The sequence below is a fragment of the Dermacoccus sp. SAI-028 genome (genome assembly GCF_004346775.1).
In the GTDB taxonomy this organism is placed as follows: Bacteria; Actinomycetota; Actinomycetes; order Actinomycetales; family Dermatophilaceae; genus Dermacoccus; species Dermacoccus nishinomiyaensis.
Map to the genome: position 1 here is coordinate 1,206,766 of NZ_SMFS01000001.1, position 13,182 is coordinate 1,219,947.

A 13,182-nucleotide genomic window follows, 5' to 3' on the forward strand; every position below is an offset into this window, starting at 1 on the left:
TCCGTTACGAATAGAGTAACGACTGTGAACACTTATACGCCGTGTGCAGTGTGCGAGCAGCCCATCGACGGCCCCGTGGTCGCCGTCGACGTCCACCACCGTCGCAACCGCCACGAACGGGGGTGGACGGCGCGGGAAGCTGTATGCCTCGAGTGCGTGGCGAAACCTGCGGATCGCACCGCCCTCGCCTACGTCACGGGCATGGCGCACGTCGAATCATGGTGGCGAGAAGAAACGCCCGCGCCGTGCGCCGGCTGTGGCCGCCCGACCATCGTGCGCCCCGACGGTCGCCGCAAGGTCGTCGCGTGCTCGAGCGCATGCCGAACGGCCTCGTACCGGGAGACCAGTTCGGAAGCCGTAACGCGCGAGTGTGACGGTTGCGGAGCAGTTGTCGCGGGCCGCTCGGATCGCCGCTACTGCTCGCCCGCGTGCCGGCAGAGGGCGCACCGCCGTCGTAGCGCGGCCCCGGAAGTGCAGGCCGTCGCGCCCGTGGCCGTGGAGTTCGAGCCCGCGAAGGTGCCCGGCAAGTCGCTTGAGCGGTGCCGCCAGGAACAGACCGAGAGCATTCTCGATTGGGTGGAGACCGTCACCTCGTCCACCATGACCCCGCGGCCGCTCGCTCGCGCGGCATGGCTCGCCGCTCAGGTGGACGCCCGCACGCTGGCACTGCTCGAGGATCACCTCGTCGAGGGTGGCACGTGGAGTTCGGCGGCCGAGCAGCTTGGGTTGCCGCTGGGAGAGGTGCTGGCCCGGTATCAAGGGCGGGTGAAGGTGAGCGGCGAGGGGCGTTAAGGCTCGGAGCCCTACGGGCAGGGAAGTTGCCTTTGCTGGAACCCTGCCCAGAAACCCCTGAAGCGCCCTGGGTTTGGTTCCGACCCACCTGAAGGAGAATCGGACCATGCCCAAGAAGTACGACCAGGACTTGCGTGAGCACGCCGTCAGGATGGTGCTCGACAAGCGCGCCGCCGAAGCATGCTCACAGCGGGTCGCGATGGACGCTGTCGGAGCCTCGCTCGGCATCGCGCCGGCGACCATCCGTAACTGGATGCCCCGTGTCGGCGAACAACTAGCCATGGCGGGCGCGGCAGCGCCGCGTGAGTCGCTCGAGGAAGAGAACCGGCGCCTTCGCCGCGAACTTGCAGAGACACGGCGCGCGAACGAGATCTTGAAGAAAGCATCGGCTTTTTTCGCAGCGGAACTCGACCGCCCCACGACGAGATGATCCGGTTCATCGACGAACACAAGGGTCAGTTCGGTGAATCGCCCCGGGTTTGTTAGAGGCTGAGTAATGCCGTTTCGGCGGGCGCCGCAACGGTGTGCTGCTGATCGTAGTAAGCCTGCTCGAACTCGACCGGCGGGACGAGCCCGATCTCGCCGTGCAAGCGCTTGTGGTTGAACCAGTCGACGTACTCCGCGATCGCGATCTCCAACTCGTCGATGTTCTTCCACGGGCCACGGTTACGCACGAGTTCAGCCTTGAACAACGAGTTGAACGCCTCCGCCAGGGCGTTGTCATACGAATCGCCCGTCGATCCGACGGACGCGACCGCACCGGCCTCACCAAGACGCTGCGTGTAGCGAACCGCGACATACTGAACGCCCCTGTCGCTGTGGTGCCTCAGCCCCGTCACGTCCTGCCCGTCACGTTGACGGATCCACAACCCCATGTCCAGGGCGTCCAACGCCAGGTCGGTGCGCAGCGATTTCGACACCTGCCAGCCCACGACACGGCGCGAGTAGACGTCGATGACGAACGCGGCGTAAGCCCATCCAGTGAATGTTCGGCAGTACGTGATGTCCGCGACCCACAACTCGTTCGGCGCCGACGCGGTGAAGTCCCGCTCGACCAAGTCCGGACGATCATCCGGGCCACGCCCAGGAATCGTGGTGCGGGGTCCCTTCGCGCGACTGACGCCGCGCAGGCCCGCAGCACGCATGAGACGTTCCACGGTGCAACGCGCCACGGTGATGCCTTCACGCACGAGTTCAGCATGGACCTTGCGGGCGCCGTACACGCCGTAGTTGTCCTTGTGAACCCGGCGAATCTGCGCCGCCATTTCTACGTCGCGAACCGCTCGCGGCGACGGCGGGCGCGTCTTCGCGGCGTAGTACGTGCTCGGTGCGATCTTGACCCCAGCCTCGGTGAGGGTGCGACAGATCGGCTCGACACCGAACTCATGCTTGCGATCGTCGATGAACTCCACGATCAGTGATGTGGGCGGTCGAGCTCCGCCGCGAAGAAAGCCGACGCCGATCGCAGGATGGCGTTCGCGCGCCGTAGCTCGCGGTTCTCCCGCTCGAGTTCGAGCAGGCGTTCGTGCTCGCTCGTCGTCACACCGGGGCGGGTGCCGGCATCGACTTCTGCCTGACTCACCCAGTTGCGCAGGGTCTCGGGATTCACACCGAGCTGCTCGGCCACCCTGCGTACTGCTCCTCGTCGCCGTTCCGGATCTTGGCGAGCTTTGATCGCGAGACGTGTCGCGCGCTCTTGAAGCTCTGCCGGGTACTTCCGTGGTGCTGCCATGCTGTCCATCCTCGCGTTGAATGACAGCCTCCACCGAACCCGGGGCGATTCACGGGGTCGAGTCCATCTGTCGCGTTCTGCGCGCGACGGACTGTGGGTTCATTCCCCCGCAAGCGGGAGGTGCCCCCACCTCCCGCGGCTACCGGGCCGCGAAGACGCGCCCGCGCTGCGCGCGAGCGATCCGCGACGATGTCCTCGTGGAGGAAGTGAAACGCCTTCACGCCCAGAATTACGGCGTGTACGGCCACCGCAAGATGTGGCACGCGATGCGCCGCCGGGGCTGGATGATCGGGCGTGATCAGACCGCCCGGCTCATGAAAGTCGCTGGGCTGCACGGTGTTCGGCGCGGGCGTCGCCCGTTCACGACCGTTGGATCGAAGCTGCCCGATCACCGCCCGGACCTGGTCGAGCGTGACTTCCACGCGATGGCGCCGAACGAGCTGTGGGTTGCGGACATCACGTACGTGCGCACCGTCGGTGGGTTCGCGTACACGGCGTTCATCACCGATGCGTGCACAAGGAAGATCGTGGGCTGGTCGGTCGCGTCATCGCTGACGACGCAGGCATTGCCGCTGATCGCGTTGCAGCAGGCGATCACCACGACCCCGGCGGCGCGTCAGGGCGGGCGGCTCGTGCACCACAGCGACCGCGGAGTCCAGGGCGGATTCAACTGGTTGTCGCAACACCCTGATCGTGAGGGTGTGTGGTGGGACGAGATCCAGAGGAATCAGCGGCGCTGGCGGGTGCGCGTCGACAGTGGCAAGCGGATCGGGCGATCAGACCGAAGCTGCGGTCGCCGGGGCATCCGAAGTACCGCCGGGATGTCGAGTCAGCGTTCTGGGATCAGATAGCGCTGGGATTGCTGGCAGAGGAAGCGGCTCGTGTCATCGGCGTGGCCCCTGCGGTCGCGACGCGCTGGTACCGCCAGCATGGTGGGATGCGCCCGTTCATGCCGCCGACGCCGTCAGGGCGTTACCTCAGCTTCACCGAGCGTGAAGAGATCGCGATTCTTGTCGCGAAAGGCCATGGGGTGCGCCACATCGCTCGCACGATCGGCCGCGACCCAGGAACGATCTCGCGCGAGCTACGCCGAAACGCCGCGACACGGGGCCGCACGCGTGACTATCGCGCGTCGGTCGCGCAGTGGAAGGCCGACATGGCAGCGCGGCGGCCGAAGGAAGCCAAGCTCGTGGCGAACCCGCGGTTGCGCGAGTACGTTGAGCAACGACTCAGCGGCCACATCGTCGACGAGAACGGAAACGTCGTGGCCGGGCCGCCGGTAGAGAAATGGACGGGCCGTAACAAGCCACGCCGCAAGGACCGGGCGTGGGTGCGCGCGTGGAGCCCGGAGCAGATCAGTAGGCGCCTGCCTCTCGATTTGCCCGATGATGAGTCCATGCGCATCAGCCACGAGGCGATCTATCAATCCCTCTACATCCAAGGCCGAGGAGCGTTGAGACGTGAACTCATCTTGTGCCTGCGCACCGGGCGTGCGCTGCGCGCCCCGCGGGCGCGCGCGCAGCGCACGACGTGGGCGCACGTCACGCCCGAAGCGCTCATCAGTGAACGGCCTGCTGAAGCCGACGACCGTGCAGTGCCGGGCCATTGGGAGGGCGACTTGATCATCGGGCTGGAACGCTCCGCGATCGGCACGCTCGTGGAGCGCACCACCCGCTACACGATGCTCGTTCACCTGCCCCGCGAGGAAGGCTATCGGCACAAGGAATCAGTGAAAAATGGGCCGGCCCTGGCCGGGTACGGCGCGATCACGATGAAGAACGCGTTGTCGACGACGATGACACGTCTGCCGGTGGAGTTGAGGCGTTCACTGACGTGGGACCGCGGCAAGGAAATGTCCGCGCACACAGCGTTTCGTGTCGAGACAGGCATCCCGGTGTTCTTCGCCGATCCGCACTCACCGTGGCAGCGCGGCACCAACGAGAACACGAACGGCCTGCTTCGTCAGTACTTCCCCAAGGGCACTGACCTGTCACGCTGGTCGGCACACGAGATCAACGCCGTGGCGCACACGCTGAACACTCGTCCACGCAAGAGCCTAGGGTGGAAGACACCTGCCGAGGCACTGAACGAGCAGCTAAAGTCTCTCCAAGAAGCCGGTGTTGCAACGACCAGTTGAATCCGGTCAGTACGTCAGCCTGGCCTACACCGACACGCTGGCCGAGCACGGCGTCGCGCCTTCCGTTGGGACAGTGGGCGACTCGTACGACAACGCCCTCGCTGAGACGGTCAACGGCTTGTACAAGGCCGAGCTGATCTACTCACGCCCCACGTGGCCATCGACATCAGCGGTCGAACTGGCGACGCTGGAGTGGGTGAGCTGGTGGAACCATCAGCGCCTACACGAGGCACTGGGCTACCGAACGCCGGTCGAGGTCGAAGCGGCTTACGATCAGTCCCAGACGAGAGCTCTCGTCACCACATAAGCGCGGAACGAAACCCAGGGCGCTTCAGGTCGAAGAAGCGGCCGGGGCGCACGTGCATGCGTACAAGGCCGGGCTCATTGGGGTCGCGTATCCATCCGTCGCCGAGGTCGTGGGCGGCCTCGAGCGGCGCGGTGTGTTCCTGGCACCAGGGCACTCGGCAGGCGCGCACGTCCTCGAACGTCGTGGTGGTCGTGGTGGTGGTCGTCATGGTCGTGCCTTTCGGTGGGGGGTGGGCTCAGGTGTCACGTTTGTTACACCTGCGCGTTCAGGCTTCTTCGTCGGTGGCGACGCGCTCGAAGCGTCCGTCGCGGTGTTCGACGATGACGCGGCCGAGGTCGACGAACACGGCGCGAGCGTCGGGGAAGTGCGCGATCTTGAGCGCGTGGCGGGTGGCGTCCATCGCATCGAACGCGGCAGTGACGGCGCGGGCGTCCCACGGGCTCGCGGTGCCTGCGATGGTGCGCTCGAGCAGCGTCTCGGTGGCGTCGTTGTGCGCCACGGCGAGGCTCACGAGGCGCGCGGCGTCCTGCGCGGCGCTCATGCGGCCCACCCCTCAGGGGCGTCGGTAGTGGCGACGACCTTTCCGCTGTCAGAGGGAAGGTCGATGACCTCACCAGTGGCTACGTCACCGACGAGCACGCCGCTGTTACGGGTTCCGTACTACCGGATTCGTGAATAGCCGCCGGCGGCATCGTCTCGAAGTGGTGCACCCACAGCAGCAGCGGCACCACGGCCATAGCCGCGAAGGGTGCGAGGTGGTCGCATAGGGCGCACCACACATCTAGAATCGGGTTCACGTTCAGCACTCCCATGCTGTTCGTCACGACCCCGGAGGCTGCAACCTCGCGGGGTCTCCACTTAGTCGGGGGTATTACGCGGCACAGCGCTTTGCCTGACGCTCAATCACCGCGCCACCACCTGAAATCCGCACAGCGCTAACGCGTTCTTAGTGCGCAACTACCTCGACTGAGAATCCTCGACTGAGAGTCGTGGACGAGGCGCGAGGCGTTCGCAGCCTCGCGCACGACGCCACTGGCCCACATCCACTCGAGTGGATGTGGGCCAGTGGCGTGTATGCCGTGTTAGAGGGCCCTCGTTCAAGAAGTCTGGGCGTAGGGAAAACGCAGATATCCGCGACCTTAACGGGTCGAACGCCCGACCATCCGGCACACCGGACGAGCCAGAACGTCTGACGCACCGCGGGACCCACGCTCGAAGGGCCCCGCGGCGACGTCAGCTCCGTGCCCCGAACGCTGAGCGGGGCAGCAGCCACGCCCGCAGGCGAGCGCCGACGGAGGCGTCGGAGCGTGCTGCGCGCGTCACGCGTTCGGTCGTGGCAGCCATGCCCCGCGCAGGCGTCGGAGCGTAGCGCGAGTTCTCGATCGAGTGTGCCGCGCGTTCGACGGCTTGGACGAGGTGCGTCGACGCGCGCGGGTTGTCGTCGGCGAACCGGCCGGCCGCTTCCTGTGGGGATCGCTCGGTCGTGATGACGTACCCGAGGTCGCGCAGGTTCCACACCATGCGGTGCCACAGCGCCTCGTCACGCTCGCGGGGCTCACGTGCCTGACGCACCGGGCGGTTGCGTCGCCACCAACCGAGCAGCGGCAATGCGCCGAGCAGGGCGATGACGGCCAGTGCGCCGAGCAGCGTCAGCAGGACGCGACCAAGAACGCCGTCGTCGTGGGGCGTCACCGGCGCGCCGTGCGAGGTCGACCTCGACGTCTGCGTCGTCGACGGGGCAACCGAACGAGTGGACGGCACGGGCGCGCTCGAGCTCGTCGTCGGGGCGCTCGACGACGACTTCGTCGCCGACGGGCTCGTCCGTGCGTAGGCCGGGGCCGCGCCCGAGCGCGAACCGGGCGTCGGCTCGAACCGCGTCCACCCCATGCCGGGGAAGTACAGCTCCGGCCAGGCGTGCGCGTCCGCGGCGCGGACCTCGTACTCGTTGCCCCGCTTCGTGCCGGGAAGGAATCCGATCGCGACGCGCGCCGGGATGCCGAGCGAGCGCGCGCTCATCACCATCGCGGTGGCGTACTGGGTGCAGTAACCCTGCTTCGTCTCGAGGAAGTTGGACAGGGGGTCGAGCTGCGCGCCGTCGACGGTGCGGGTCGGGGCGAGCGTCAGCGAGTACGTGTAGGACGGGTCGGTGCGCAGGTGGTTCTGGATGGCGACGGCCTTGTCGAAACGCGAGGTCGCATCCCCGGCGCCGGAGGCGGTGAGCAGCGCGTCGATCCGCGTGCGGGCCGCCGGCGGCAGCGAGGCGACGTCGAGGTCGTCCTGCGTCACCCCACCGGTTCCGGCGCTGACGGCCGAGTCGTCGACGGGGCGCGCTGCCGCCGTGAACGTCCGGAAGATGACGGCGTACGCGGGCACTTGAGCGGCGAGGTGCGGCACGCCGGTCGTCGTTCCGACGTCGAAGGTGTCGTGGCCCTGGCCGAAAGCGGCGGCGCGCAGCGTCGTCGGCGCGGCGATGAACGGCGGCTTCATCGCGTTGAGCGTGACGGTGGCCTGCGAGCTCGTCGTCGGCACGGCCGGGTCGTAGCCGAGCGCCGGGAACTCGCTGTTGGCCTTCACCTTCGTCGTCGGCTCGTTCGTGCGGGCGCGCCACTGGCCGTCCGCGTACGTCGAGCTCGTCGTCACCCGGAGCGGGCCGGGCTGTGAGTCCTCGGTCGTGTAGGTGAGGACGGGCGCCGCGTTGCGCGAGGACAGATCCTTGGTCAGTTCGAGCGATGTCGAGAAGTCCACGCTCGTGTCGACGCCCCGGGCCCCACCCTCGGCGAGAGCCGGAGTCGCGCGGGTCGGCACGTGCCCCGACAGGGCGGCGGCGCCGGCCACGGCCAGCACCGTCACGGCGGCGAAGACGGGCGCACCCGTCAACGTGCGGGAACGACTCGTGCTCAACCACATCAGGAGCGCCCACGCGGCTGCGGCAGCAGCGAAGTAGGGCAGCGGCAACGTCTGACCGAGCGCGGTCGTCGCGAGCACGAACGGCGCCGCGACGGGCAGCACGGTGGCGGCCGGCAGCTTCGAGGTGCCCCCGACGTAGTCGACGACGAGGGCGACGAGCGCGGCGCCGAGCGTCAGCGCGGCGATGACGCCGGCGACGGCCGGCAGGGGAGCGACGGAGGAGTTCGCGACCTTCTGCGCCTCGTGGCCGGCGTCCCGCAGAGCGGACGGGGTCGGGGAGACCCCGTGCGCGGCGAGCGCCGCGAGTGGCGAGACCATGACGGCCGCCGCCTGCGCGAGCACGATGAGCCAGGAACGTGCACCCACGCGTCGCAGCCCGGCGCCGATCGCCCACACGACGAGCGCGGCCACGACGATTGGCACGCCGACGCTGCCGGCCTTCGACAACTCGACGAGCGGCCAGCAGGCGCTCAGGCACAGCAGCCCCAGGGCGACCTCGGCGAGGATGCGGCGGGTGGTCATCGAGCTCCTTCGGCGGGGGCGGTGGTGACGGGGCGCGCCTCGGGAACCGTGTGTGTGCTCCACCCGTCGGCGTCGAGGCGGGCGCGCATCGACGTCACGGCATCGGGTGATCCGGCGACGAACGCCTCACCCCCGGACGGCGCCGGCCCCAGTGAGCCCGCGGTGTCGGCGTGGACGAAGACGACGTGCGCGGACGCGGCGTCGTCGACGAGGGGGCAATCACCCGCGACGGCGAGGGCGTCCATCGCGTCGTGGAGATCGCGGTAGGTCTCGGCGCCGACCCGCAGCGCGAACGGCTGGTGCGCGCGGGCGCGTGCACTCAGCCACGAGGCGCAGGCTTCGACGAGGCCTTCCCATCCGGCGTCGACACCCGGGGTCTCGACGTGCCCGACGAGCCGGGCACGGGCGGTCTCGTCGGTCGGTGGGTCGAGCTGGCGGACGATGAGTTCACCGCGGCGAGCGGTGGCGGGCCAGTGCACGAGGCGCATGTCGTCACCGCGCACGTACTGGCGCACGCTCGCCCCGACCTCGCCGCCGAAGGCGAGGTGCGATTCGATGCTCGAGTCGCCGACGAGGCTGCGCTCGCGCTGCGGCGTGAGCGCGACGTCTTGGCGGGGCCACACGCGGATCTCACGGCGCGCGGCGACGTCCCGCGTCAGGTGCGCGAGGCCGAACGGGTCACGCACGACCAGGCGCGTCGGACCGGTGACGAAGCGGCCGCGGTGAGGTGCGCTCACCGCGTATTCGCCGTCGAAGTGGCGCCCCTCGACCGGCCACGACGGCGTCGGGCCGCCGAACGTGTGCGGTTCCTGGAGGGTGGCACCCGAGAAGCGCGCCGACAGCGACAGCTCGGCGTGGACGGCGACACGCTCGCGGTCACCGGGTTCGAGCGGCAACCGCGGGCCGACGTGACGCACCTGCGCCGACGCGCGTGTCGCGACGAACAGCGTCAGCACGCTGAGGACGAGGAGCAGCAACGCGAAGATTCCGGCTCGCACGAGGTCGGTGAAACCCGAGAACGCGCCGATGAGCACGAGGGAGACGCCCGCTCCCGCGAGCAGCAGGCCACGACGGGTGAGGCGCGGCAGCGCGCTCATCGCGACGCCGACGGCACAGCCACGGTCTCGACGAGGTGGCGCACGACGTCACCGGGCGTCTCGTCGCGCTGGGCGCGGTTCATGAGGACACGGTGCGACAGGACGGCGGGCGCCATGGCGGCGACGTCCTCCGGCAGCGCGTGGTCGCGCCCCGCGATGGCGGCGTGGGCGCGCGCCGCGCGCAGCAGCTGCAGCGAGGAGCGCGGGCTCGCGCCGAGACGCAGGTTGGGGTGGCTGCGCGTCGCGGCGACGAGGTCGACGACGTACTGACGCAGCGCGTCACTCGTGTGCAGCGACGCGATGGCATCGATCGCGTGCTCGACGTCGTCGGCGCTGGCGACGGGACGCAGCGTGTCGAGCGGGTCCTTCTCACCGTGGTGCAGAAGCATGTCGAGCTCGGCGCGCGCAGAGGGGTAACCCATGCTGATCTGCGCCATGAAACGGTCGCGCTGCGCCTCGGGCAGGGGGAAGGTGCCGTCCATCTCGACGGGGTTCTGTGTCGCGACGACCATGAAGGGGCGCGGCAGCGGCATGGTGCGCCCGTCCATGCTCACCTGGTGCTCCTCCATCGCTTCGAGCAGCGCCGACTGCGTCTTCGGAGAGGCGCGGTTGATCTCGTCACCGATGACGATGTTCGCGAACACCGCGCCCGGACGGAACGTGAAGTCACCCTTGCCCTGGTCGTAGACGTTGACACCGGTGATGTCGCTCGGGAGCAGGTCGGGCGTGAATTGGATGCGTCGCATCGTCGCGTCGACCGAACGGGCCAGGGCCTTGGCGAGCACGGTCTTGCCGACGCCCGGCACGTCCTCGACGAGCAGGTGACCGCCCGCGAACAGCACGGTGACGGCCGTGAGCACGACGTCGTCCTTGCCCTCGACGACGAGGGCGACGTTGCGGCGCACGGCGTCGGCGAGGCCGAGGACGTCGGTGGTCGCGGGGTAAGGCTCGGGGCTGCGGCGTTCCATGACTCACGATCTTGCCAAACTTCCCTCCCCGGCCACAGTTCGCCCCGCGGGCTTGGATGCGTCGTCACCCGCCTGGCCGACGAGCGCATCGCCCTCCACCGCGCTCCACGCACGCCCTCCACTGCGCTCCACCGGGTTCCTCCACATCGCTCCACCTGCGCTCTCGACGAGGTGCCGTGGCCGTGAAGCCGTCGACCGAGCCGGACCCGCGCCCCCACGCTCGGGGAACGGCGGTTTTTTCCCTCCACCGCGCCCCACCCGCCGTCAGCCCTGCAATGACGCGGAAATCGCTCTGCCCAGATCACGAGATCAGACATGGTGGGGCGACATGGTGGGGTGAAGTGGAGTAGAGTGGGGGTCATCGGAGCGAGATTGGTGACGGGAGGTGCCCAGCCGTGTTTCTGGGTACCCACACGCCGCGTCTCGACGACAAGGGCCGCATGATCCTTCCCGCGAAGTTTCGCGAGAAGTTCGCTGCGGGCCTCGTCATGACGCGTGGGCAGGAACGCTGCCTGTACGTCTTTCCGATGAACGAGTTCGAGCGCATCGCTGCCGCGATGAACACGACACCCGTCACCTCGCGTGCGGTGCGTGATTATCAGCGCGTCCTGCTCTCGGGGGCCTCCGACGAGATCCCCGACAAGCAGGGCCGTGTGACGATCCCGCCGCTGCTGCGCGAGTACGCGGGTCTTTCGAAGGAATGCACGGTGATCGGTGCGGGTAACCGCGTCGAGATCTGGGACACGCAGGCGTGGAACGACTACCTCGCCGGCGCGGAACAGCCGTTCTCCGAGCAGGCCGAAGAAGTCGTTCCCGGTTTGCTGTAGCCCTGCTGTCGCGAGGTCTCCGGCCGCTGAGAGTCCGACACACCTTCCCCGGTGCCGGAAGCCCAGCGGCGGGGGCCCTGGCGACAGCAGCGCCGCCGGCCGAATGCCGCCCACCCCGATTCGAGCGACGGAGCACCGATGGAGATGTCACGCGGCCTCGCAGCCGATCGTCACGTGCCCGTCATGCTCACCGAGATCCTCGACGCTCTCGCCCCCTCGCTCGCGCGCTCCGGCGCTCTCTACGTCGACGCCACCCTCGGCATGGGTGGCCACACCGAGGCCGTGCTCGAGCGCTTCGGCAAGGCCCGCGCCATCGGGATCGACCGTGACACCGAGGCCGTGCGTCTGGCCGGTGAACGCCTCGCCCGCTTCGGTGACCGCTTCGAAGGCGTGCACGCCGTCAACACCGAGGTCGCCGACGTCCTGCCCCGCCCCGCGGACGCGATGCTGTTCGACCTCGGCGTCTCCAGCCTGCAGCTCGATGAGCTCGACCGCGGCTTCAGTTACCGCGCCGACGCGCCACTCGACATGCGGATGGACCAGACGAGCGACGGGCCCACGGCCGCCGACGTCCTCAACACCGCCAGCCAGGACGAGTTGGAGCGCATCCTCAAGACGTACGGCGAGGAGCGCTTCGCCCGCAAGATCGCGCACGCCGTCGTCAAGGAGCGAGAGAAGCAGCCGTGGACGACGTCGGGTCGGCTCGTCGAGATGTTGCGCTCGGTCATCCCGCTCGCTTCGCAGCGTCAGAGCGGCCACCCGGCCAAGCGCACCTTCCAGGCCCTGCGCATCGAGGTCAACGACGAACTGCGCGGCTGGGAGCAGGCTGTGACGTCGGCGCTCGACTCGCTGGCCGTCGGCGGACGCCTCGCCGTGCTGTCGTTCCACTCGCTGGAGGACCGCATCACGAAGCGCGCTTTCGCAACCGCGTCCGCCTCGACCGCGCCGCCCGGTCTACCGGTGGAACTACCCCAGCACCGTCCCGAGTTCGCGCTCGTCACCCGGGGCGCCGCCGTCCCGAGCGAGGACGAACTCGAGCGCAACCCCCGCAGTGCCTCCGTCAGATTACGAGTCATCGAACGCACCCGAGCGAAAGGAAGCCAGTCATGACCCAGCTGGCCGCCCCCACCCGCGCCCCTCGTCGAGTGACGACGAGTCGCCCCCGCGTCACCTCGGCCCGTTCCGGTGCGCGTCCGGCTCGGCCAGCGACTCAGGTCGCCACCGCCGAGCGCGCCGGGCACACTCGCTTCATGGCGCTCGCCGTCCTCGTCGCGATGGCCTCGGCGCTTGCGCTGTTGTTCCTCAACACGATGCGCGCCGAGCAGTCGTTCACCCTCTCGACGCTGCGCAGTGACGTCTCCACGCTCAACGAGCGAGAGCAGGCGCTCGACAGCGAGATCTCGGCCGTGTCCGCGCCCGAGGAGCTCACGCTGAAGGCCGAGAGCTACGGCATGGTCAAGCCGGCGTCGATCACCTATGTGAGTCGGGACACGGGCAAGAAGCTCGGCGTGGCACACCCGAGCCAGGCGGGCACGGCGCTTAGTGTGAACACGCTCCCGAGCACCCCCGCCAGCAAGGCGGCCGGCGAGGTGATCGCCAGCGGCACCGTCGGTCTGCACATCACCGACCCGGTGGCGCAGGCGCAGGCTCGAGCCAAGGAGAAGGCAGCGGCCGACGCTGCTGCGGCCAAGGCCGAGGCGGCCAAGAAGGCCGAGGCGGCGAAGAAGACGAGCAAGTAAGACGTAGAGCGAGCACGACGTGGACGAGCGGGACGAGGAGAGCTGACGTGGATCGACCCCGGCGCTCTCAGCCCGGCCAGCCTCGCCGCCCCCGTCCCGACGGCTCCCAGCGTCCTGGATCTCGCGGTCGGGTTCCGGCGCAGAACCGGCGACA

General features: G+C 68.8%; 12 protein-coding genes, 2 pseudogenes and 1 other annotated feature. Of the genes and pseudogenes, 8 read left to right on the forward strand and 6 right to left on the reverse strand.

Annotation, left to right across the window (positions count from 1 at the left end; genetic code table 11):
- Positions 1 to 201: 201 nt before the first annotated feature.
- Both EDC82_RS05555 and EDC82_RS05560 read left to right on the forward strand, forming a co-directional pair.
- Positions 202 to 792 carry a hypothetical protein gene (locus EDC82_RS05555; protein WP_131940820.1) on the forward strand — a complete coding sequence of 197 codons (591 nt, stop codon included), beginning with the start codon at positions 202 to 204 and terminating at the stop codon, positions 790 to 792.
- Between the two features lie 106 nt (positions 793 to 898).
- Positions 899 to 1,222, forward strand: a complete 324-nt coding sequence (locus EDC82_RS05560) for a transposase (RefSeq protein WP_062257854.1) — start codon at positions 899 to 901, stop codon at positions 1,220 to 1,222.
- A 52-nt stretch (positions 1,223 to 1,274) separates the two neighbouring features.
- Here EDC82_RS05560 and EDC82_RS05565 read toward each other — a convergent pair.
- Positions 1,275 to 2,524 (reverse strand): IS3 family transposase gene (locus EDC82_RS05565; RefSeq protein ID WP_235006127.1). Its coding sequence is split into 2 segments (ribosomal slippage): positions 1,275 to 2,245 and positions 2,245 to 2,524, totalling 1,251 coding nucleotides; the frame shifts between segments, so codons are not numbered across the junction.
- Positions 2,118 to 2,246: a sequence feature (AL1L pseudoknot), on the reverse strand. It overlaps the preceding gene by 129 nt.
- Positions 2,525 to 2,577: 53 nt before the next feature.
- Here EDC82_RS05565 and EDC82_RS05570 point away from each other — a divergent pair.
- The 3 genes and pseudogenes from EDC82_RS05570 to EDC82_RS05580 all read left to right on the forward strand — a co-directional run.
- Positions 2,578 to 3,183 (forward strand): annotated as a pseudogene (locus EDC82_RS05570) (IS3 family transposase); the annotation flags it as partial.
- A gap of 77 nt (positions 3,184 to 3,260) precedes the next feature.
- A complete protein-coding gene (locus EDC82_RS05575) occupies positions 3,261 to 4,661 on the forward strand; it encodes an IS30 family transposase (RefSeq protein WP_131942001.1) in 1,401 nt (466 codons plus the stop codon).
- A gap of 7 nt (positions 4,662 to 4,668) precedes the next feature.
- A pseudogene (locus EDC82_RS05580) lies at positions 4,669 to 4,968 on the forward strand (integrase core domain-containing protein); the annotation flags it as partial.
- Here the strand turns inward: EDC82_RS05580 and EDC82_RS05585 are convergent.
- The 5 genes from EDC82_RS05585 to EDC82_RS05605 form a co-directional block, all read right to left on the reverse strand.
- Positions 4,958 to 5,176, reverse strand: a complete 219-nt coding sequence (locus tag EDC82_RS05585; protein WP_062256361.1) for a hypothetical protein — start codon at positions 5,174 to 5,176, stop codon at positions 4,958 to 4,960. The pseudogene EDC82_RS05580 and the gene EDC82_RS05585 sit on opposite strands and share 11 nt — an antisense overlap.
- Before the next feature lie 57 nt (positions 5,177 to 5,233).
- Positions 5,234 to 5,509 carry a hypothetical protein gene (locus tag EDC82_RS05590; protein WP_062256358.1) on the reverse strand — a complete coding sequence of 92 codons (276 nt, stop codon included), beginning with the start codon at positions 5,507 to 5,509 and terminating at the stop codon, positions 5,234 to 5,236.
- A 692-nt stretch (positions 5,510 to 6,201) separates the two neighbouring features.
- The gene (locus EDC82_RS05595) at positions 6,202 to 8,397 is read right to left on the reverse strand and encodes a DUF3488 and transglutaminase-like domain-containing protein (RefSeq protein WP_131940824.1); all 2,196 of its coding nucleotides are present in this window, start codon (positions 8,395 to 8,397) and stop codon (positions 6,202 to 6,204) included.
- Positions 8,394 to 9,494 (reverse strand): DUF58 domain-containing protein, encoded by a 1,101-nt coding sequence (locus EDC82_RS05600; protein ID WP_131940827.1) that lies wholly within the window; start codon positions 9,492 to 9,494, stop codon positions 8,394 to 8,396. The genes EDC82_RS05595 and EDC82_RS05600 overlap by 4 nt, the downstream gene beginning before the upstream one ends.
- Positions 9,491 to 10,462 (reverse strand): MoxR family ATPase, encoded by a 972-nt coding sequence (locus EDC82_RS05605; protein WP_074045462.1) that lies wholly within the window; start codon positions 10,460 to 10,462, stop codon positions 9,491 to 9,493. The genes EDC82_RS05600 and EDC82_RS05605 overlap by 4 nt, the downstream gene beginning before the upstream one ends.
- A gap of 395 nt (positions 10,463 to 10,857) precedes the next feature.
- On the opposite strand from EDC82_RS05605, the gene mraZ reads away from it, so the two are divergent.
- The 3 genes from mraZ (at position 10,858) to EDC82_RS05620 (ending at position 13,028) form a co-directional block, all read left to right on the forward strand.
- Positions 10,858 to 11,289 carry a division/cell wall cluster transcriptional repressor MraZ gene (gene mraZ, locus EDC82_RS05610; protein ID WP_006946550.1) on the forward strand — a complete coding sequence of 144 codons (432 nt, stop codon included), beginning with the start codon at positions 10,858 to 10,860 and terminating at the stop codon, positions 11,287 to 11,289.
- Positions 11,290 to 11,427: 138 nt separating this feature from the next.
- Entirely contained in the window at positions 11,428 to 12,399 is a 972-nt protein-coding gene (gene rsmH / locus EDC82_RS05615) for a 16S rRNA (cytosine(1402)-N(4))-methyltransferase RsmH (protein WP_131940829.1), read from the forward strand.
- Entirely contained in the window at positions 12,396 to 13,028 is a 633-nt protein-coding gene (locus tag EDC82_RS05620; RefSeq protein WP_131940831.1) for a hypothetical protein, read from the forward strand. The genes rsmH and EDC82_RS05620 overlap by 4 nt, the downstream gene beginning before the upstream one ends.
- Positions 13,029 to 13,182: the final 154 nt, after the last annotated feature.

Excerpts from the sequence above, each read along its gene's own strand:
- EDC82_RS05555 (WP_131940820.1), top strand. The coding sequence starts at position 202 with ATGGCGCACGTCGAATCATGGTGGCGAGAAGAAACGCCCGCGCCGTGC.
- EDC82_RS05560 (WP_062257854.1), top strand. The coding sequence starts at position 899 with ATGCCCAAGAAGTACGACCAGGACTTGCGTGAGCACGCCGTCAGGATG.
- EDC82_RS05585 (WP_062256361.1), bottom strand. The coding sequence starts at position 5,176 with ATGACGACCACCACCACGACCACCACGACGTTCGAGGACGTGCGCGCC.
- EDC82_RS05590 (WP_062256358.1), bottom strand. The coding sequence starts at position 5,509 with ATGAGCGCCGCGCAGGACGCCGCGCGCCTCGTGAGCCTCGCCGTGGCG.
- EDC82_RS05595 (WP_131940824.1), bottom strand. The coding sequence starts at position 8,397 with ATGACCACCCGCCGCATCCTCGCCGAGGTCGCCCTGGGGCTGCTGTGC.
- EDC82_RS05600 (WP_131940827.1), bottom strand. The coding sequence starts at position 9,494 with ATGAGCGCGCTGCCGCGCCTCACCCGTCGTGGCCTGCTGCTCGCGGGA.
- EDC82_RS05605 (WP_074045462.1), bottom strand. The coding sequence starts at position 10,462 with ATGGAACGCCGCAGCCCCGAGCCTTACCCCGCGACCACCGACGTCCTC.
- rsmH (WP_131940829.1), top strand. The coding sequence starts at position 11,428 with ATGGAGATGTCACGCGGCCTCGCAGCCGATCGTCACGTGCCCGTCATG.
- EDC82_RS05620 (WP_131940831.1), top strand. The coding sequence starts at position 12,396 with ATGACCCAGCTGGCCGCCCCCACCCGCGCCCCTCGTCGAGTGACGACG.